Genomic DNA, 18,880 nt, shown 5'->3' with positions numbered 1-18,880 from the left:
TATTCCAGTTTACAAGCACGCGATAGGCTTTCCCCATGAAGAAATGGGAGTACTCTACGATTCCGCTCATCATCCACGCAACGAAGCAGATCCTCGACCAGTGGGGCGATGATGGGTGGGAGCTCGTGCAGGTGGTCCCCGGGCCGGACGGCAACGGCCTCGTCGCGTACCTCAAGAGGGAGAAGAACTAGCGGTGTCTGCTGGAAATACAGCTGGGAATACAGCGGTTTCGGCGGTCGAGGCACGCCTCGCGGACCTCGGGATCACGCTCCCCGAGGTGGCTCCGCCGGTCGCCTCCTACGTCCCCGCGGTCGTCACCGGCAGCTACGTGTACACGTCCGGCCAGCTGCCGTTCATTAAGGGCAAACTCCCAGCTTCGGGCAAGGTCGGCGCGGCCGAAGGCGGTGTCGACGCCGAGACGGCGGCCTCCCTCGCCGCTACCTGCGCGGTCAACGCGCTGGCGGCGATCAAGAGCCAGATCGGGGACCTCGACCGCATCACCCGCATCGTGAAGGTCGTGGGCTTCGTGGCGTCCGACCCCTCGTTCACCGGGCAGCCCGCGGTCATCAACGGCGCATCCGACCTGCTCGGAGCCGTCCTCGGCGATGCCGGTGTCCATGCCCGCTCCGCCGTAGGTGTCGCCGTCCTTCCCCTCGACTCACCCGTGGAGGTCGAACTCCTCGCGGAGTTCGTCTAGGCCGTGGACCGCGTCAGCACCAGGCTCTTCCCCGTGCACCCCGACCAGCGCACGGCAGCGGAGAGCTGGATCGAACACGGGGAGCGCACGCCCCTGAAGGCCCGGCCGGCGTCGTCGGTGGTCCTCCTGCGTGACACCGCGATCGGCACGGAGACGTATCTCTCCTACCGCCGGGGTCAGTCGCCGCTCGGCGTCATCGGGTTCCCGGGCGGGAGCATCGAGGAGTCCGACGACGACGACCTCCCGTGGTTCGGGCCCACGCCGTCGATGTGGGCGAAGACCCTCGGCGTCGAGGACCACCGGGTTGCCCGGCGGCACGTACTCTGCGCCATCCGCGAGCTGTTCGAGGAGACGGGCGTGCTCCTTGCCGGGCCCGACGCCTCGTCGATGGTGGAGGGCACCCAGGCCAAGGAATGGATGAAGGCCCGGGCGGCCATCAACGAGGGGGAGAGCCGCTTCTCGGAGATCCTTGCCCGCCGCGGCCTGGGCGTCCGCACGGACCTCATCAAGCCGCTCTCGCACTGGCTCACCCCTGATTTCGCCCACCGCCGCTTCGACACGCACTATTTCGCGGCGGCGCAGCCCGTGAACCAGGAGCCCAGCATCCTCGAGAGCAAGGGCGTCTGGGGCCAGTGGCGCTGGGCTGCGCAGGAGATCGCGAACCGGGACACGACGAGGCTCGGCGACGAGGTGGGCCAGGCGAACACCGTGGGTCGCACGCTCAGCGAGCTCGCGGTGCCGGCGGTCGAGATCATCCTCGAGAAGATCGGCTCCTCGCGCGGCTGCATCGCCTACCTCTCGCACAAGCGTCCCGTGAAGATCTACTACCCGCAGCTCGCCGAGCACGACGGTGACCTCGTGCTGCAGGTCGAATGTCCGAAGCTCAGCGAGGGCGGCTCGGTCCAGCGGGGCCGCTGACCGACCGACTTCTCTGCCGTCGAGGCGGCAGAGAAGACCGCTCTTCGCGCCCCGGGGCGGTCACTTCAGTCTCCTCGGGCCTCACCGGACCAGCGGACACCCAGCCACGACGAAGAAAGGCACCTGCTTGCGGGCAGGTGCCTTTCTTCGTCCTCTCGAAATCAGCGGCTGCGCTGGCGCAGCCGCTGGATGTCGAGGATGACGACGGCGCGGGCCTCCAGGCGGAGCCAGCCGCGCTGCACGAACTCGGCAAGGGCCTTGTTGACCGTCTCGCGGGAAGCGCCGACGAGCTGGGCCAGTTCCTCCTGGGTGAGCTCATGGGCGACGAGGATCCCGTCGGTGGCGGGCCGGCCGAAGCGGTCCGCGAGGTCGAGCAGGGCCTTCGCCACACGGCCGGGAACGTCGGAGAACACGAGGTCGGCGAGCGACTCGTTGGTGCGGCGCAGCCGTCGGGCGAGCGCCTGCAGCAGCTGGGCCGAGACCTCGGGACGGGTCTCGAGCAGCGTGCGGAGGTTCTCGTTCTTGAGGCCGGCCAGGCGTGTCTCCGAGACCGCGGTGGCGGTCGCGGTGCGCGGGCTCGGGTCGAACAGGGCCATCTCGCCGAACAACTCGCCGGGGCCGAGGATCGCGAGGAGGTTCTCGCGGCCGTCCTGGGCGGTGCGGCCCAGCTTGATCTTGCCGGAGACGATGAAGTACAGCTGGTCGCCCTGGTCACCCTCACGGAACACCGACGAGCCGCGGGGGAGGTCCACTTCGATCAACTCGTCGGTGAGTGCGGCGAAGACATCGTCTCCCAATGATGCGAAGAGGGGCGCCCGGCGCAGTACCTCGATATCCATGAATTCTCCTGATGCTCTCTGATGCGTCTCGATGCGGCGGTCCGCGCTGTATTCTCCTCTCCATCTTGCCGTACTGGAGCGGATGTGACGACAGATACGCGCTCCGGAGGCCTGTATTCCCGCTCCATTCCCGTTGGCGCACCTCTCCTTCCCACCGTGCTCCCATGCTTCGCGGCTAGAATCGCTCGCAGTGCCGGAGGTGGGCCACCTTCCGTCGGCCATAGCCAGGGGAGAATAGACGTGCCGGAACTGAATCTCGCGGGGTTCACCCTCTTCGACGTCATCCTGGCGGTGATCCTCCTCGGGTACCTCGTGAGCGGGATCCGGAAGGGGTTCCTCGTCACGCTCGGGGGCATCGCGGGTTTCGTCGCGGGTGCGGTCGCCGCGTTCTTCGCGATCCCCCTCGTCAGCGAATGGGTGCCGGACAATCCCTGGCGGCTGATCGCCGTCATCGCGACGGTGATCGTCCTCGTCCTCGTGGGCCAGGCGGTCGGTTCTGCGCTCGGCGCGTCCATCCGCCGCTGGTCCGACTTCCCGCCGCTGCGACTCGTCGACCGCCTCCTCGGCGGCGTGGTGAACGTCGTGGTCGCCGCGCTCGTCCTCTCCATGCTCGCCTTCAGCGTGGGGACCCTCGGCGTCCCGTTGGTGTCCCAGCAGCTCTCGTCCTCGCAGGTGATCCGCGGAATCGATACGGCGACACCAGGCCCGGTACGGTCGTGGATGGCGCAGCTGCGGACGATCGCCGTCGACGACGGCATCCCCACGCTGCTCGCGGGCGTCGCACCCGTGCCCGCGCAGGTACCGGACGCATCGGTGGACACTCCCGAACTCGCCGCTGCGGCCGCCTCCGTGGTCCGCATCACCGGCACGGCCTACCAGTGCGGCCAGAACCAGACGGGATCGGGTTTCGTCGTCGCTCCTGGCAGGGTCATCACGAACGCCCACGTCGTCGCCGGGGTGAACGAGCCCGTCGTCGAGGTGCCCGGCGGGGGCGCCCTACCGGGCCGGGTGGTGCAGCTCGACATGGCGCGCGACATCGCCGTGATCGCCGTCGACGACCTCGAGGCGGCCCCGCTGCCGCTCGGCGACGAACTGGCCAATGGGACGACGGCCGCCTTCGCGGGGTATCCGGCCGGCGGGCCCTACCGGATCCAGCCCGCCAGCGTCCAGGGCCTCTCGCCTGTGCTCGTGAACAACATCTACGGTGCGGACCCCCAGCCCCTCCAGGTCTACAGCCTGGCCGCGAACGTGCAGCAGGGGAACTCGGGCGGACCGCTGCTCGACCTGCAGGGCCGCGTGGCCGGCGTCGTGTTCGCCAAGTCCACGGCGGACGCCCCCGTCGGCTACGCACTCTCGCTCGAGGAGCTGCGCCCGGTCGCCGAGAGTGCCGCAGGACTGAGCGACTCCGTCTCGGCCGGGCAGTGCACACGGGGATAGGGCTCCCATGCTACGGACGGCCCTGCGCGTCCGGACCCGGTGACACCGCGATAGCGCACCGATGTTGCCGCGGCCGTTTCCGTCGTCGGTCCTCCGGTTTCTGGGATGTTACGGACCCGTATCGCTGGTCCGATTCCTTCCGCGCGATGCCAAATCGTAACCACTAAGGGCCGGGAAATGCCGTCCGCGAGCTTCCCGGAAGTTAGGCTCGTCACACGGATCAGCGCGCTCGCCGCTGTGGTCCCCATGGCTGCCGGTAGATCCGGTAGGAATCACTCGTTCACCAGGGAGCAACACATGTCTAACAAAGGCACTTCCGTGCGAGGCGCAGGATTCGCGAGAAAACGCGCTGCGCTCACCGCCGGTTTCTCCATCGCCGCCCTCCTCCTCACCGGCTGCGTGCAGAGCCAGCGCGAGGAGAACACCGGCACCGAGGGCGAGGCCGCCGTCGACTCCACCTTCGTCTTCGCCGCGTCATCGGATCCCAAGTCCCTCGACCCCGCGTTCGCCAGCGACGGGGAATCCTTCCGCGTCAGCCGCCAGATCTTCGAGGGCCTCGTCGGTGTGGAGCCCGGCACGGCCGATCCCGCCCCGCTGCTCGCGGAGTCCTGGGAGACCGCCGAGGACGGCCTGTCCACCGTCTTCCAGCTCAAGGAAGGCGTCACCTTCCACGACGGCACGCCCTTCAACGCCGAAGCCGTCTGCTTCAACTTCGACCGCTGGTACAACTGGACCGGCATCCAGCAGGCCGAGTCGACGTCGTACTATTACGGGTCTCTGTTCCGCGGCTTCGCCGACAGCCCGGAGAAGGCCGTGTACAAGTCCTGCGAGGCCAACGGAGACAACGAAGTCACGGTCAACCTCGCCAAGCCGTTCGCCGGATTCATTCCGGCACTGTCCCTGCCGGCCTTCGGGATGCAGAGCCCGACCGCGCTCGAGAAGTACAAGGCCGACGAGATCGGCGGCACGGCCGAAGCACCGTCCCTGAGCGAATACGCCCTCGGCCACCCCGTGGGCACGGGCCCGTTCAAGTTCGATTCGTGGGACGTCGGCCAGCAGCTCGAGATCTCGATCTACGACGACTACTGGGGCGACAAGGGCCAGATCACCAAGACGATCTTCCGGATCATCGACGATCCCCAGGCACGCCGCCAGGCGCTCGAGGCCGGCGACATCGACGGCTACGACCTCGTCGCTCCCGCCGACACACAGTCCCTCAAGGACGCCGGCTACAACATCACCGCGCGCGATCCGTTCACCATCCTCTACCTGGGCATGAACCAGGCCGTCCCCGAGCTCAAGGACCCGAAGGTCCGCGAGGCCATCGCCCACGCGATCGACAAGGATGCCCTCGTCGCGCAGACCCTGCCCGAGGGCACCAAGGTCGCCACGCAGTTCATCCCCGAGGTCGTCGACGGCTACAACGAGGACGTCACGACGTACGACTTCGACCCCGAGCGCGCCAAGGAACTGCTCGCCGAGGCGGGCTACCCCGACGGCTTCGAGGTGACGTTCAACTACCCGACGAACGTCTCCCGTCCGTACATGCCGACACCGGAGCAGGTCTTCACCAACCTGCAGGCCCAGCTGGCGGACGTCGGCATCACGGTCAAGCCCGCTCCCGCCGCCTGGTCGCCCGACTACCTGAACCAGGTCCAGGCGACACCCGACCACGGCCTGCACCTGCTCGGCTGGACCGGCGACTACAACGACACCGACAACTTCATCGGCGTCTTCTTCGGCCAGGAGAAGCTCGAGTTCGGCTTCGACAACCCGGAGCTGTTCGCGGCCCTCGACGAGGCCCGCGGCATGAGCGACCGCGAGGAGCAGACGGAGAAGTACAAGGAGATCAACGAGCAGATCGCCGAGTTCAACCCGGCCATCCCGCTGGCCCACCCGGCTCCCTCGCTGGCGTTCGCGCCGCGCGTCACCTCCTACCCGGCGAGCCCCGTCAACGACGAGGTCTTCACGGACATCGAGCTGAGCGAGTAGCAGCACCACACAGCGCGGGCCGGCCACTGATCCCGGTGGCCGGCCCGCGCTGTCCTACCCCCGCCCGGCATCCCGGTCCACCCGGAAGGATCCCCCAGTGTTACGCGTCATCGGTAAGCGGCTAGCCCTGCTCATTCCCACCCTGCTCGGCCTGTCCATCCTGCTGTTCCTGTGGGTACGCAATCTCCCGGGCGGCCCGGCCACCGCCCTGCTCGGTGAGAAGGCCACCCCGGAAGCCATCGCCCGGATCAACGAGCTGTACGGGTTCGACCGCCCTCTGATCACCCAGTACCTGACCTACATGGGCAAGCTGCTCCAGGGGGACTTCGGGGTCTCGATCAACACCGGGCGCCCCGTGCTCGAGGAGTTCGCCACCCGCTTCCCCGCGACGCTCGAACTCACGGTCGTCGCCCTCATCTTCGCCATCGGCGTCGGCGTCCCGCTCGGATACCTGGCGGCGCGGCACAATGGCCGGCTCATCGACCACAGCTCGGTGGTCCTCAGCCTGATCGGCATCACGGTGCCGGTCTTCTTTCTCGCGTTCATCCTCAAGTACCTGTTCGCGATCCAGTGGTCGCTCCTGCCCCCGGACGGTCGGCAGGACCCCCGGATGGATGCCACGCACTACACGCAGTTCTATGTCCTGGACGGCCTGCTGACCGGTGAGTACGACGCCGCCTGGGATGCCTTCCTGCACCTCATCCTCCCCGGGCTGGCCCTCGGCACCATCCCGCTCGCGATCATCGTCCGCATCACACGCGCCTCGGTCCTCGAGGTGCAGAACGCGGACTATGTGCGGACGGCCCGCGCCAAGGGACTCAGGGAGAGCACCATCCGGGGTAGCTTCATCCTGCGGAACGCGATGCTCCCGGTCGTCACGACCATCGGCCTCCAGCTGGGCCTGCTCATCTCGGGCGCCGTGCTGACCGAGACGGTCTTCGCCTTCAACGGGATCGGCCGGTTCCTGCGGGACGCCATCTTCGGGCTCGACTACCCCGTCCTCCAGGGCTTCATCATCTTCATCGCGATCCTCTACGCGCTGATCAACCTGATCGTCGACCTCTCCTACTCCGTCATCGACCCGAGGGTGCGTGTGCAATGAGTACCATCCTGCCCCCCGCCGCCGGCGGTTCCGTGGCCCCGAACGATCCCGCCATCGACACCGGGCGCGGCACCGGCCTGTGGAAGGACGCCTACCTCCGGCTGCGCCGGAACCCGCAGGCCATCGTGGGCGCCGTCGTCATCGGGCTCTTCCTGCTCGTGGCCATCCTTGCGCCGATCCTCGCGCCCTACGGCGGCGACGAGCTCCCTGGGCGCACTTCGATCACTCCCACCACCATCCCGGGACCGGGCGAGATCGACGGGTTCCCGCTGGGCCTGGACCGATTCGGCGGAGACGTCCTCAGCAAGCTCATCTGGGGCGCCCGGGCATCGCTGCTGATCGGCGTCGTCTCGACGGCGCTCGGTCTCGCGGGCGGCATGCTGCTGGGCGTCCTCGCCGGGGGCCTCGGCGGCTGGGTCGACAGCGCGATCATGCGGTTCGTGGACATCCTGCTGTCCGTCCCCAGCCTCCTCCTCGCCGTCAGCATCGCTGCGGTGCTGGGCCAGAGCACCTATGCGATCATGATCGCCATCGGCGTCTCGCAGATCCCCATCTTCGCGCGGCTCCTGCGCTCCACGATGCTGTCCCAGCGGGGCGCCGACTACATCCTCGCGGCGCAGACCCTGGGCCTCAGCCGCCGGACGATCACCATGAGCCACCTGTTGCCCAACAGCATGGGTCCCGTGATCGTGCAGGCCACCCTCAGCCTCGCCACCGCCGTGATCGACGCCGCAGCGCTGGCCTTCCTCGGCCTCGGTGGCGGGCTGCCGCAGACCGCCGAGTGGGGCCGCATGCTCACCTATGCGCAGGCGGAGCTCGGGGTCGCGCCGCAGCTGGCCTTCCTCCCGGGTGCGTGCATCGTCATCACGGCGCTGGGCTTCACCCTGCTGGGCGAGTCCCTGCGCGAGGCCCTCGACCCGAAAACCCGCAGGAAGTAGCACCAGCACGCCGGCGGCCACCGATCTCCGGAGCGGTGGCCGCTTCCGTCAAAGGGGCCCGCCGGGCCCGCCGCTCCCGTCAGCGGGCATGCCTGTCCAGCCGGTGCGGGTCGATGAGGAGGGCGGGATCCCAGTCGCCCGCGGTCGCCGCAGCCCGGTAGGTACCCCGCAGGAATCGGAGGAGCGTGGCGTCCGGATCCGCTGCGCCGCGCACGGCCTCGTAGGGCAGCAGGAACTGGCGGAACTCGGTGCTGTAGTAGGCGCCGTCGACGTCGATGACGGCGTCGCGGTACCCCTCCGGCTCCGGGTAGGCGTAGGAGTAGAAGGCGCCTTCCTCGCCACCGCCCGGCCAGAATCCGCAGCTCGAGAGCTCGTGCGAGTACCCCTCCTCCATGACCCAGTCGGCGCAGTTCGGGGCGCCACCGGGATGGGTCGGGGCGGCACGGCCGGTGAAACGTGTGCACGCGAGGTCCATGGCGCCCCAGAAGAAGTGCACGGGGCTCACCTTGCCGAGGAACTCCGCACGGAAGCGTGTGAGGACCCGCTCCGCCTGGATGAGCTGCCGCCAGAACGCCGTGACCGCCGCTGCGTCGTAGGATGCGTGGTGGTGGTCCTCCGGGAAAGGCACGGCCGGATCCACCTCGGTCGGGACGGGCCGGATGGGTGCCTCGATGCCCAGGTCGGACAGCGCCGTCATGGTCCGCGCGTGGAACTCCGCCACCGACTGCGGTTCAAGGGGCACGCTGCGGTCCTCACCGGAGCTGCTGCGCACCACCAGCCGGTGCGCCACGACGTCGACCTCGATGTCGAACATGCCGTCCCGGTAAGGGATCGGTGAGGTGCCGAGCCCGCGTGGCGTCACGTAGAGCGGCACCTGCCACCAGTGGTTGACCAGGGGCGCGTGCGCCATCCGGACCTTGCCTACCACCTGCAGCCACATGTGCAGCGTTGCCTGCGTGTCCTGCCAGTCCCCGACGCGCAGCGCCGGCCACCCCGAGACCGCCGTCGTTCGTCCCGCTCTGGTGACCTGCTCGCCCATGGTTCCTCCGCGTCGTCGTGTGCGGCCAATCTATGCGCCCATCGGCCCCCCGTACAGGCAGCGGCACCAAGGGGCATCCCACGTGCCGCCGGGACGGCAACCCGATCCCCGGGGATCAGGCGGGAACGGACGCTAGGACGCGAGGTCCTCGTCGATGTTGAGCTCATTGCCCGGGATGGAGGCCAGCAGCCGGCGTGTGTACGGGTGGCGGGGGTTCTGGAAGACCTCCTCGGAGCTGGCGGCCTCCACCAACTCGCCGTCCTTCATCACGCAGACGTAGTCCGAGATGAGGCGCACCACCGCGAGGTCGTGCGAGATGAACAGGTAGCTCAGGCCCAGCTCGGACTGCAGGTCGCCGAGGAGCTTGAGGATCTGGGCCTGGACCAGGACGTCGAGGGCGGAGACCGGCTCGTCGCAGACGATCAGTTCGGGCTGCAGGGCGAGCGCCCGCGCGATCGCGACACGCTGCCGCTGCCCGCCGGAGAGCTCCGCCGGGTAGCGGCGGAGGGCGTTCTGGGGGAGGGAGACCTGATCCATGAGCTCGCGGACCCGTGCCGAGCGTTCCTTTTTCGATCCGCGCTTGTAGGCGTTGAGGGGTTCCTCGACGATGCGCTCGATCGTGAACATGGGGTTCAGGGAGGAGTAGGGGTCCTGGAAGATGGGCTGCACGCGCTGGCGGAAGTCGTTGAGCTGCGTCTTGTCGAGGGTGGCGACGTCCATGCCGTCGAAGGTCATGGTGCCGGATGTGGGCTCGATGAGCTTGAGCAGCATGCGTGCCGTGGTGGTCTTGCCCGACCCCGATTCCCCGACGATCGCCACGGTCTGCCCGCGCGGGACATCGAGCGTGACGTTCTTCGCGGCGTAGAAGTCGTCCTTGCTGCCGCGGCGCTTGTAGACCTTCGTGAGGTCCCGGATCTCCACGATGTTCTGAGGGGCGGCCGCATGCTCCGCAGAGGAGGCGGGCCGGTCGGCGGACGACGTCGCGGCATGGGCGCCGGCTGCGGAGGGAAGCGGCCCTGCGGGAGGCGCCGTGTGCCCGGGGTCCGGGGTCCCGTGCCCGGCCTCGTGCTCCGCGAACACTTCCTCGGCGAGTTTCCGCCGGGTGGCGGCATCCGCCGTGAAGGCGCCGGGGCGCAGGCGGACGGCAGCGACGCTCGGAGCAGCGCGGACGAGCGACTGTGTGTAGGGGTGCTGCGGATCGTTGAGCAGCTGGTCGGCGGGGCCGGTCTCCACGACGCGTCCGCGGTGCATGACCACGAGCTGCGAGGCGCGCTCGGCGGCGAGCCCGAGGTCATGGGTGATGAGGAGCACCGACGTGCCGAGCTGGTCCGTCATCGTCTCGATCTGGTCGAGGATTATGCGCTGCACCGTGACGTCCAGGGCCGACGTCGGCTCGTCGGCGATGAGGAGCCGGGGCTGGCAGGCGAGGCCGATAGCAATGAGCGCCCGCTGGCGCATCCCGCCCGAGAACTCGTGCGGGTACTGCTTGGCACGCTCGCCGGCGTCGGGCAGACCGGCAGCCGACAGCACCTCGATGACGCGCTGCTTGACGTTCTTCTTGGTGGCCATGCCGTGGACGAGGAGCGTCTCGGCGACCTGCGTGCCGATCTTCGTCACCGGGTTGAGGTTGGACATCGGGTCCTGCGGCACGAGGCCGATCGCCCTGCCGCGGATCGAGCGCATCCTCGCTTCCGGCAGGGTCACGAGGTCCTGGCCCTCGAAGAGGATGCTGCCGGAGGTCACCCTGCCGTTCCCGGGCAGGAGGCCGATGCACGCCATCGCCGTCGTCGACTTGCCGGACCCGGATTCGCCGACGATCGCGAGGGCGCTGCCGCGCCGAAGGGTGAAGCTGGCATCCTCGACCGCCTTCACCTCACCACCGGTGGTACGGAAGCTGACCGCCAGGTTGCGCACCTCCAGCAGGGGTGCGTCGGGGTCGTCGGTCAGGTCGGTCATGCTGCCGGCCGGGGTGATGTCCGTCATAGCACCATCGTGCCCTATGCGCAGGGCGGTCGCCGCCCGATCGGCCGGCGACCGGCTAACTTTCTGGCAACGGTGCGGCGTCCGCGGCGGCAGGGCGGGCGGTGAGGCGTGCCGCCAGGTGGTCCACCGCGAGGCGATAGCCGTCGATGCCGGCGCCGACGATCACCGCGTCGGCCACGGCGGAGATGTACGAGTGGTGCCGGAACTCCTCGCGCCGGTGCACATTGCTGATGTGGACCTCCACCACCGGCAGGCCGACGCCGGCGAGGGCGTCGCGGATGGCGATCGAGGTATGCGTGAAGGCCCCGGCGTTGATGACGATCCCCTCCGACGTCGAGCGCGCGGCATGGATGGCGTCGATGATCTCGCCCTCGTGGTTCGACTGCATCGCGGTGGTGGCGCACCCGCGCTTCCGTGCGGTGTCCGATGCGAGGCGGACGACGTCGTCGAGCGTCGCCGTCCCGTACACGGCCGGTTCCCGGCTGCCGAGCAGGTTCAGGTTCGGTCCGTTGATCACGAGGATGCTGGGTGTGCGTGCCGGGCTCATGCCCTAACTATGCCGCACTGTGCGCGGCGGGTACGGGATCCGCCGATCGAGCGCGCAGGACCACCGCGCCCAGCGCTCCGGCTACGGTCACGAGGCTCAGGACCGCCAGGACGACGCCGGGGTGCCACCAGGCACCGCCCGTCGCGATCCCCAACCGCTGCGTGATCGACGGCACGAAGCCCGCCACGATGGCGGCGATGCTGTAGGCGAAGGACAGGGCGGTGAACGCCGTCGCCGGCCGGAAGATGTCCGCCATGAGCCCGCCGAGGGCGGCCCAGCTGGCGGTCGGGAGGATGCCGCCAAGGATGATCGCGGCGATGTACATCGGCTCGGTCGCGATGCTGATGACCCAGTAGAGGGGGAAGGCGATCAGGGCCGTGCCCAGCGCGCCGCCGGCCACGACCTTCGCGGAGCCGATGCGCATGGCCAGGTAGCCGAAGGCGGGGATGGTGGCGAGCTGGAGGACGGATCCCACGAGGGCGGCGTTCAGGACGGTCTCCTGCGACAGTCCGAGGGTCTGTGTGCCGTAGGCCTGCGTGTACGTGACCATCAGGAAGTAGGAACCGATTCCCAGCACCGCGGAGGCGATGGCGACCACGATGGCGACGGGCTGGGACTTCAGGACCTCGAGGAAGGGGGCGCGGGGAAGCGCGTGCCGCCGGTCCGCCTCCTGGAAGACGGGCGTCTCATCGATGGCGAGCCGGAGGTAGATCGCGACGGCGAGGAACGGGAAGGCGAGCAGGAACGGGATACGCCAGCCCCACGAGGCCATGACATCGGGGGCGACGACGGCAAGGACGAGGAAGATCGCGGAGATCAGCATGGTGCCGACGGGGGAGCCGAGCTGTGGGATGGAGGCGTACAGCGCGCGCTTGCGCGGTTCGGCGTGCTCGGTGGCGATGAGGATGGAACCGCCCCACTCGCCGCCGAGCGAGAGGCCCTGCAGCAGTCGGAGCACGGTGAGGATGATCGGGGCCCAGACGCCGATGGTGGTGTAGTCCGGCAGCAGTCCGACGGCGCCCGTGGCCAGTCCCATCAGGGTGATGGTCCAGATCAGGGTGCGCTTGCGGCCGATCCGGTCACCGAGATGCCCGAACAGGATGGCGCCGAGGGGGCGAGCGACGAACCCCATCGCGAAGACCAGGAAGGCCGACAGCGTGCCGGCGAGCGGATCCTGCTCGGTGAAGAAGACGGTGTTGAAGACGAGTGCGGCGGCCGTGCCGAACACGTAGAAGTCGTAGGACTCGAGGGCGGTTCCGACGAAGGAGGCTCCGGCGACGCGGCGGGCCATGCGCGGATTCGATACGGGGGGCTGCTGCAGGGTTGTGGACACGCTGAAATTGTCCTCTTGCCCCCGGGCCCGGGCCATCTTTTCGGACGAACGTCACACCGGCGGTACCGCGCTCCCGCCGGCAGCGCCGGTCGCGGCCTCCCGGACGCCGGGGAGACGGACGCGGGGAGATGGACACTGGGATGCCTCCGCGTCAGGCGGGGACCACGTGCGTCAGTCGGGAAGGGGCGTGCGGACGTGGGCGGCGACGATGGCGCGCCCGGCGGTCACGAGGGACCGGGTCACGGCGGACGCATCACCCATGAAGCCGTGCACCATCGCTCCGTCCCGCAGCATGATGAGCTGGTCCGCGACGACGTCGGGCTGGTCCGCCTCCAGCTCGGCCAGGAGTTCGGCGACCACGCCGTGCAGCCATGTCCGGTAGCGTTCGACGGCGTCCCGGACCGGGTTGCCGTCCGCCGGGTACTCCGCCGCCGCATTGATGAAGGTGCACCCGCGGAAGCCCGGCCGGCAGGCGGCGGTGCCGTTGACGGCGGCGAGACGGAGCAGCACGGCGCACGCGTCCCGGTCCATCCGTTCCCGCGTCACGACGGTCTCCAGCTGCTCGAGCTGGCTGTCCAGGTACGCGACCACGAGGTGGTCCTTCGACCGGAAATGCCGGTAGAACGTCACCTTGGTGGTGCCGGCGTCGGAGATGACCCTGTCGGCGCTGACCGAGCGGATGCTGGTGGTGTCGAACAGTCGGGTGGCCGAGGCGAGGATGCGCTCGCGGACGGGAAGCTGCGCGTTCATCATGCTCCATTGGAGGTTCGAGGCGGGATGCCCAGGATTTGGAGGAAGTAGAGTTACTAGTTAGTCTACCCGTAGTGAGGGTGCCAGTCCGGCCCCGGAACGGAAGGATCGACAGCATGGGTGCTCTTTACACCGCAGTGGCAACGGCAAGCGGCGACGGACGCAACGGCAAGGCACGCACCGACGACGGGGAGCTCGTCGTCGACCTGGCGGTCCCGAAGGAGATGGGTGGCACCGGCGGTGCGACGAACCCCGAGCAGCTCTTCGCCGCCGGCTACGCGGCCTGCTTCCACAGCGCACTGAAGCTCGTCGCGAGCCGCAGCAAGGCGAGGATCAGCGACACGGCGGTCACCGCCGAGGTGAGCATCAACGCGAGCGACGGCGGCGCGTTCCAGCTGGCCGTCGCCCTGCACGCCGAGATCGGCGGAGTGGACCAGGAGACCGCGGACCAGCTCGTCGAGCAGGCGCACCAGGTATGCCCGTACTCCAACGCGACCCGCGGCAACATCGAGGTCACCGTGGACGCCACCATCGGCTGACCGCTCCACCGCACGATGCCGCTCAATTTCGTCGGGCGTCGTCCCGCCGCAACGAGGAAGGACCCCCGCAGGTGCGGGGGTCCTTCCTCGTTGCGGGCCTCAGGTCCACGCCTTCCGCCCGGGTCCCGGGCCCGGCCGAACCCCTACTTGCGGAGCGAGACCGCGATCTGCTGCATGATCGTCGGATCGGACAGGGTCGTGGCATCGCCCACCTCGCGGCCCTCGGCGACGTCCTTGAGCAGGCGACGCATGATCTTCCCGCTGCGCGTCTTCGGCAGTTCGGGGACCACCAGGATGTTCCGCGGCTTGGCGATGGGCCCGATCTCCTTGCCCACATGGTTGCGCAGGGTGGTCACGATGTCGTCGTCGTCCTTGGCCGAACCGCGCAGGATGACGAACGCCACCACCGCCTCGCCCGTCGTCTCGTCACTGGCCCCGACGACGGCGGCCTCCGCCACGGACGGGTGGCTCACCAGCGCGGACTCGATCTCCGTGGTGGACAGGCGGTGGCCCGAGATGTTCATGACGTCGTCGACCCGCCCGAGGAGCCAGATGTCCCCGTCCTCGTCCTTCTTGGCGCCGTCCCCTGCGAAGTACATGTCGTCGAAGCGGGCCCAGTAGGTCTCCTTGAAGCGCTCGGGGTCACCCCAGATGCCGCGGAGCATGGCCGGCCACGGCTCCCGGATGACCAGGTAGCCGCCGGACCCGTTGGGCACGGATTCGCCCATCTCGTCGACGACGTCGACGGCGATCCCCGGCACGGCGACCTGCGCCGAACCGGGCTTGGTCGCGGTCACGCCCGGCATGGGCGCGATCATGTGGGCGCCGGTCTCCGTCTGCCACCAGGTGTCCACGATGGGAGCCTTGCCTCCGCCGATGACCTCCCGATACCACATCCACGCCTCGGGGTTGATCGGTTCCCCGACGGATCCGAGGACGCGGATGGAGGACAGGTCGTACTTCTTGGGGATGTCGCGGCCCCACTTCATGAAGGTGCGGATGGCCGTCGGCGCCGTGTAGAGGATACTGACCTTGTACTTCTCGATGAGCTCCCACCAGCGGCCCTGGTGCGGCGTGTCCGGCGTCCCCTCGTACATCAGCTGTGTCGCGCCGTTCACGAGGGGTGCATAGGCGACGTAGCTGTGCCCGGTCACCCAGCCGATGTCCGCCGTGCACCAGAAGACGTCCGTCTCGGGGCGCAGGTCGAAGGTGTTCAGGTGGGTGAAGGCGGTCTGCGTGAGGAAGCCGCCGGTCGTGTGGAGGATGCCCTTCGGCTTCCCCGTGGTGCCCGAGGTGTAGAGGATGAACAGGGGGTGCTCGGCGTCGTGCGCCACGGCCGTGTGCTCGTCCGAGGCCGTGTCGACGACGTCGTGCCACCACAGGTCGCGTCCCTCGGTCCACTGGACCGGCTCGTTGTTGCGCCGTACGACCACCACGCTGGTGATGGTGTGCCCCTCCTTCTCGAGGGCGCCGTCGACGGCGGGCTTGAGCGGACTGGGCTTGCCGCGGCGGTAGGTGCCGTCCGAGGTCACGACGATCTTGGCCTCGGCGTCGTCGATGCGGCTGCGGAGGGCGTCCGCCGAGAAGCCGCCGAAGACCACGGAGTGGACGGCGCCGATCCGGGCGCAGGCGAGCATCGTGACGACGGCCTCGGGGATCATGGGCAGGTAGACCGCCACGCGGTCACCCTTCTGCACGCCGAGGGACTCGAAGGCATTCGCCGCCTTCTTGACCTCCCGGGTCAGCTCCGCGTACGTGATGGTGCGGGTGTCGCCGGGCTCGCCCTCGAAGTGGATGGCCACGCGGTCCCCGAGTCCCGCCTCGACGTGCCGGTCCAGCGCGTTGTACGCCGCGTTGACGGTGCCGCCGACGAACCATTTGGCGAACGGTGCGTCCGACCAGTCGAGCGTCTGCGTGAAATCGGAGTCCCAGGTGAGGAGGTTCCTGGCCTGCCGGGCCCAGAACTCCGTTCCCTGCTCCCGCGCCTCGTCGTAGAGTGACGGCTGCGCGACGGCGTTCTCAGCGAATTCCTCGCTGGGCGGGAAACGGCGTTCCTCATGCAGCAGGTTCTCGAAGGCGTCGCCTTGTCGTTCGGCGCTCATGGTCTACCCCTTTGTGACGTCGTGTGGAACGGACGGGACGCAGGGTGCGGCGACGACTCGCCGCACCGCCACGTGCTCTAGGGGAACACTATCGAGTTCTGTGCGCAGCGTGTGCCCGGCGTCACAGGAGCTAGCCGAGTTGCGGCGATTGTGCGGTGAGTGGCGGGAGGCCACGACCCCGGGGTTGGTGGAGAAGGCGGGTGCCGGTGGCTAGGGTGGAAGAAGGTAATCGACACCCGCCGCTCGAGAGTGGGCCGCGGGTGACCAGCGCTAGAAACGGGAGTAAGAGATGACCGAAGCATCCGAGGGGCAGCGCACGATACGCCCTGAACCGTCGACGTCGGGACAGGGCTCCTCGCCCGGTACGGACGGATCGGCTCCAGGGACGGGCGCGAGCGCCTCCGGTGCTTCACCCCTCGCGGCAGGGACGGCGGGACAGCCCGCAGGTCACGAGGCAGGTCAGGAGGCCGGAAAGGTCGCGGGCCGGACGGCTGGACAGGCATCGGCCAGTAGCTCTGCCGGTCCGACTTCTGCCCGTCCGACTTCTGCCGGACCGACGTCTGACGGTCCGAGCTCTGCCGCGCTCGGTCCCTTCACCCTGCGTGAACTCGTCTTCGGCGGCGGTGTCGTGATCGCCTTCATCGGTACGCTGCTGCCTTTCACCGACGGCAGGGTGCTGTACGCGAACTTCTGGAACAGCGTCCCGCTCTTCTTCATAGGAATCGGCATCCTGCTGCCCGTGATCGCCCTGGCCCTGCTCGCCGGGCGGCGCCTGGGCAGTTCCGGCCTGCGAGTGGGGTCCCTGTCGGTCGATCAGTTCGCGTCGGTCTCCGCGGTCCTCGCGGCGACATACTTCTTCCTCCAGACCGTCACCGCGTTCCATCCAGGGCCACTGCTGGCGCTGATCGGCTCCCTGCTCATGCTGGCCGCCACCGTCGTCGGGCCGTTCCTCCCCGTCTTCCGGAACGACTTCGCGGGCCGGCCCGAGGCCCCGGCACATGCTGTGGCGCGCCCCATCACCGCGGCGCGCCCCCGCCCGCCCAAGCCGGCGAAGCCCGCCGCTGAAGCGAAGGCCGGCCCGGCCGGAATCACGTCCCGCACCGAGTCCGATCCTGCCGGGGTGAACCCTGCGGCTGCAGCGGTCCGGCAGAACGGAGCAGGGCTGTACGGTGCGGGCGGAGCCGGGGCAGTGGGCGCCGGGGCCGCGGCCTCGGGCCAGTCGGGTATGGAGCGCGAGGGGTCCGGGAACAGTTCGACGTCCACCTCCGTGTCCACCTCCGCGTCCACCTCCGCGTCCACCTCCGCGTCCACCTCCGAGCATGCGCCGCGTCATGTGGAGAGCGGAACCCACGCCATCGGTACTGACGAGGAGAACGGCGTGCAGAGGACGCAGGACGAGCACTCGTCTCCGGACCGTTCCTCCGACGCCGTCCAGTTCCAGCCCACGGACACCGTCGGCGAAACGCGCATCCAGGATGTCGTCCACGGCGGCTCCACCTCCGCCCCCGCTGCCTCCACCTCCGCCGCTCCCGGTGCGGAGGAACGGCGCCAGGAGACCATCACCGCGACCCGGTCCACCGACGAGGAGCCGGTCGTCGAGGCCTTCTGGTTCGCTGTCGGCTCGTCCCGACCCGTCTTCGACGAGCAGACGGGCCGCCAGGTCTTCACCCTCCAGCCAGGCGACTGGGAAGTGGGTATCGAGGATCGCGGCAACGAGTTCCTGGTGCAGGACAAGCGCACGGGGGCCGTGGGCATCCTGCGGGACCTGCGCAACATCGAGCGCGCTCCCCGCGACTGACGCCTGCCACTGGTGCCCAGTGGTACGAGAAGCACCACCGAGAGGAGATCCGCGAGTGGCAGGCAGGAAAGCGAAGCCCGAGGAGGAATCGCCCGTCGCCCTGAAGCGCCGGGCCCGAAAGATCAGTCGGGTCCTCGGCGAGACGTACCCGTACGCGGTGGCCGAGCTCGACTTCCGCGACGCCTTCGAACTCCTGGTGTCGACCGTGCTCTCCGCGCAGACCACCGACGTCCGGGTCAATCTCACCACCCCTGCGCTGTTCGAGCGATATCCCGACGCCCGTGCGATGTCCGAGGCCGAGGAACTCGAGCTGCAGGAGATCATCCGCCCCACGGGGTTCTACCGCGCGAAGGCCAACAGCCTCCTCGCACTCTCCCGGCGCCTGGTCGACGATTTCGACGGCGAGGTCCCGGGACGGCTCGAGGACCTGGTGACCCTCCCCGGTGTCGGGCGGAAGACCGCGAACGTTGTCCTGGGTAATGCCTTCGGTGTCCCGGGCATCACGGTGGACACCCACTTCGGGCGGCTGTCCCGGCGGTTCCGCTGGACGGCGTCGGAGGACCCCGTCACGGTGGAACGCGAGGTCGGTGCCCTGTTCGAGCGCAAGGACTGGACCATGCTGTCGCACCAGGTCATCTTCCATGGGCGTCGGATCTGCCATGCCAAGAAGCCCGCGTGCGGGGTGTGCCCCGTCGCCGCGCTGTGTCCGTCCTTCGGTGAAGGTGAGGTGGACCCGATGAAGGCGGCGAAGCTGCTCAAGTACGAGCTGGCACCCGGCCGCGAGGAACTGGTGGAGCTGATGCGAGCCGGGCGGACCCGCGCGGAGCTCCGCGAGGCCGGGTACGGTCTGGGTGCCTAGCCTCCGG

Annotated in this window: 17 protein-coding genes; 10 read left to right on the top strand and 7 right to left on the bottom strand. The window is 68.9% G+C overall.

Going from position 1 to position 18,880, the window contains the following annotated elements; translation table 11 throughout:
• The first annotated feature begins 35 nt into the window (after positions 1–35).
• From sp36 to ACX80I_RS13395, 3 genes are read left to right on the top strand one after another with little or no spacing between them, the layout of a single operon-like run.
• Entirely contained in the window at positions 36–191 is a 156-nt protein-coding gene (gene sp36, locus ACX80I_RS13405; RefSeq protein ID WP_298253797.1) for a Sp36 family protein, read from the top strand.
• A gap of 2 nt (positions 192–193) precedes the next feature.
• Positions 194–697, top strand: a complete 504-nt coding sequence (locus ACX80I_RS13400) for a RidA family protein (RefSeq protein ID WP_459345611.1) — start codon at positions 194–196, stop codon at positions 695–697.
• A 3-nt stretch (positions 698–700) separates the two neighbouring features.
• Positions 701–1,615 (top strand): NUDIX hydrolase, encoded by a 915-nt coding sequence (locus ACX80I_RS13395; RefSeq protein ID WP_459345610.1) that lies wholly within the window; start codon positions 701–703, stop codon positions 1,613–1,615.
• A gap of 161 nt (positions 1,616–1,776) precedes the next feature.
• On the opposite strand, the gene ACX80I_RS13390 is transcribed toward ACX80I_RS13395, so the two are convergent.
• A complete protein-coding gene (locus ACX80I_RS13390; RefSeq protein WP_087028341.1) occupies positions 1,777–2,454 on the bottom strand; it encodes a Crp/Fnr family transcriptional regulator in 678 nt (225 codons plus the stop codon).
• Between the two features lie 240 nt (positions 2,455–2,694).
• Here ACX80I_RS13390 and ACX80I_RS13385 point away from each other — a divergent pair, with 240 nt between their 5' ends.
• From ACX80I_RS13385 to ACX80I_RS13370, 4 genes are all read left to right on the top strand, one after another.
• Positions 2,695–3,891 carry a MarP family serine protease gene (locus ACX80I_RS13385; RefSeq protein WP_459345609.1) on the top strand — a complete coding sequence of 399 codons (1,197 nt, stop codon included), beginning with the start codon at positions 2,695–2,697 and terminating at the stop codon, positions 3,889–3,891.
• Between the two features lie 297 nt (positions 3,892–4,188).
• Positions 4,189–5,883 carry an ABC transporter substrate-binding protein gene (locus ACX80I_RS13380; RefSeq protein ID WP_459345608.1) on the top strand — a complete coding sequence of 565 codons (1,695 nt, stop codon included), beginning with the start codon at positions 4,189–4,191 and terminating at the stop codon, positions 5,881–5,883.
• Between the two features lie 97 nt (positions 5,884–5,980).
• On the top strand, positions 5,981–6,985 hold the full coding sequence (locus ACX80I_RS13375) for an ABC transporter permease (RefSeq protein WP_459345607.1): 1,005 nt from the start codon (positions 5,981–5,983) through the stop codon (positions 6,983–6,985).
• Positions 6,982–7,923: an ABC transporter permease gene (locus tag ACX80I_RS13370; protein WP_459345606.1), complete on the top strand. Its 942-nt coding sequence runs from the start codon at positions 6,982–6,984 to the stop codon at positions 7,921–7,923. Before ACX80I_RS13375 ends, ACX80I_RS13370 begins: the two co-directional genes overlap by 4 nt.
• Positions 7,924–8,002: 79 nt before the next feature.
• Here ACX80I_RS13370 and ACX80I_RS13365 read toward each other — a convergent pair whose 3' ends face one another.
• The 5 genes from ACX80I_RS13365 to ACX80I_RS13345 form a co-directional block, all read right to left on the bottom strand.
• The gene (locus ACX80I_RS13365; RefSeq protein WP_459345605.1) at positions 8,003–8,962 is read right to left on the bottom strand and encodes a DUF5996 family protein; all 960 of its coding nucleotides are present in this window, start codon (positions 8,960–8,962) and stop codon (positions 8,003–8,005) included.
• Positions 8,963–9,094: 132 nt separating this feature from the next.
• The gene (locus tag ACX80I_RS13360; protein ID WP_459345604.1) at positions 9,095–10,945 is read right to left on the bottom strand and encodes a dipeptide ABC transporter ATP-binding protein; all 1,851 of its coding nucleotides are present in this window, start codon (positions 10,943–10,945) and stop codon (positions 9,095–9,097) included.
• 55 nt (positions 10,946–11,000) lie between these two features.
• The gene (gene aroQ, locus ACX80I_RS13355) at positions 11,001–11,492 is read right to left on the bottom strand and encodes a type II 3-dehydroquinate dehydratase (protein WP_459345603.1); all 492 of its coding nucleotides are present in this window, start codon (positions 11,490–11,492) and stop codon (positions 11,001–11,003) included.
• A 7-nt stretch (positions 11,493–11,499) separates the two neighbouring features.
• Positions 11,500–12,825 (bottom strand): MFS transporter, encoded by a 1,326-nt coding sequence (locus ACX80I_RS13350; RefSeq protein ID WP_459345602.1) that lies wholly within the window; start codon positions 12,823–12,825, stop codon positions 11,500–11,502.
• A gap of 171 nt (positions 12,826–12,996) precedes the next feature.
• A complete protein-coding gene (locus ACX80I_RS13345; RefSeq protein WP_459345601.1) occupies positions 12,997–13,578 on the bottom strand; it encodes a TetR/AcrR family transcriptional regulator in 582 nt (193 codons plus the stop codon).
• Between the two features lie 113 nt (positions 13,579–13,691).
• Here ACX80I_RS13345 and ACX80I_RS13340 point away from each other — a divergent pair, with 113 nt between their 5' ends.
• Positions 13,692–14,114 (top strand): organic hydroperoxide resistance protein, encoded by a 423-nt coding sequence (locus ACX80I_RS13340; RefSeq protein WP_459345600.1) that lies wholly within the window; start codon positions 13,692–13,694, stop codon positions 14,112–14,114.
• Positions 14,115–14,257: 143 nt separating this feature from the next.
• Here ACX80I_RS13340 and acs read toward each other — a convergent pair whose 3' ends face one another.
• Entirely contained in the window at positions 14,258–16,216 is a 1,959-nt protein-coding gene (gene acs / locus ACX80I_RS13335) for an acetate--CoA ligase (protein ID WP_459345599.1), read from the bottom strand.
• Positions 16,217–16,505: 289 nt separating this feature from the next.
• On the opposite strand from acs, the gene ACX80I_RS13330 reads away from it, so the two are divergent.
• Both ACX80I_RS13330 and nth read left to right on the top strand, forming a co-directional pair.
• Positions 16,506–18,014, top strand: coding sequence for a hypothetical protein (locus ACX80I_RS13330; protein ID WP_459345598.1), 1,509 nt, complete (start codon positions 16,506–16,508; stop codon positions 18,012–18,014).
• Positions 18,015–18,069: 55 nt separating this feature from the next.
• Positions 18,070–18,873 carry an endonuclease III gene (gene nth, locus ACX80I_RS13325; protein ID WP_459345597.1) on the top strand — a complete coding sequence of 268 codons (804 nt, stop codon included), beginning with the start codon at positions 18,070–18,072 and terminating at the stop codon, positions 18,871–18,873.
• Positions 18,874–18,880: the final 7 nt, after the last annotated feature.

It is taken from the genome of Arthrobacter rhamnosi (assembly GCF_054510855.1).
Note: the sequence above shows the minus strand (reverse complement) of the source record. Positions and strands in the feature narration are given on the sequence as shown.

Excerpts from the sequence above, each read along its gene's own strand:
- ACX80I_RS13370 (WP_459345606.1), top strand. The coding sequence starts at position 6,982 with ATGAGTACCATCCTGCCCCCCGCCGCCGGCGGTTCCGTGGCCCCGAAC.
- acs (WP_459345599.1), bottom strand. The coding sequence starts at position 16,216 with ATGAGCGCCGAACGACAAGGCGACGCCTTCGAGAACCTGCTGCATGAG.
- ACX80I_RS13390 (WP_087028341.1), bottom strand. The coding sequence starts at position 2,454 with ATGGATATCGAGGTACTGCGCCGGGCGCCCCTCTTCGCATCATTGGGA.
- ACX80I_RS13365 (WP_459345605.1), bottom strand. The coding sequence starts at position 8,962 with ATGGGCGAGCAGGTCACCAGAGCGGGACGAACGACGGCGGTCTCGGGG.
- ACX80I_RS13360 (WP_459345604.1), bottom strand. The coding sequence starts at position 10,945 with ATGACGGACATCACCCCGGCCGGCAGCATGACCGACCTGACCGACGAC.
- sp36 (WP_298253797.1), top strand. The coding sequence starts at position 36 with ATGAAGAAATGGGAGTACTCTACGATTCCGCTCATCATCCACGCAACG.
- aroQ (WP_459345603.1), bottom strand. The coding sequence starts at position 11,492 with ATGAGCCCGGCACGCACACCCAGCATCCTCGTGATCAACGGACCGAAC.
- ACX80I_RS13330 (WP_459345598.1), top strand. The coding sequence starts at position 16,506 with ATGACCGAAGCATCCGAGGGGCAGCGCACGATACGCCCTGAACCGTCG.
- ACX80I_RS13345 (WP_459345601.1), bottom strand. The coding sequence starts at position 13,578 with ATGATGAACGCGCAGCTTCCCGTCCGCGAGCGCATCCTCGCCTCGGCC.
- ACX80I_RS13380 (WP_459345608.1), top strand. The coding sequence starts at position 4,189 with ATGTCTAACAAAGGCACTTCCGTGCGAGGCGCAGGATTCGCGAGAAAA.
- ACX80I_RS13340 (WP_459345600.1), top strand. The coding sequence starts at position 13,692 with ATGGGTGCTCTTTACACCGCAGTGGCAACGGCAAGCGGCGACGGACGC.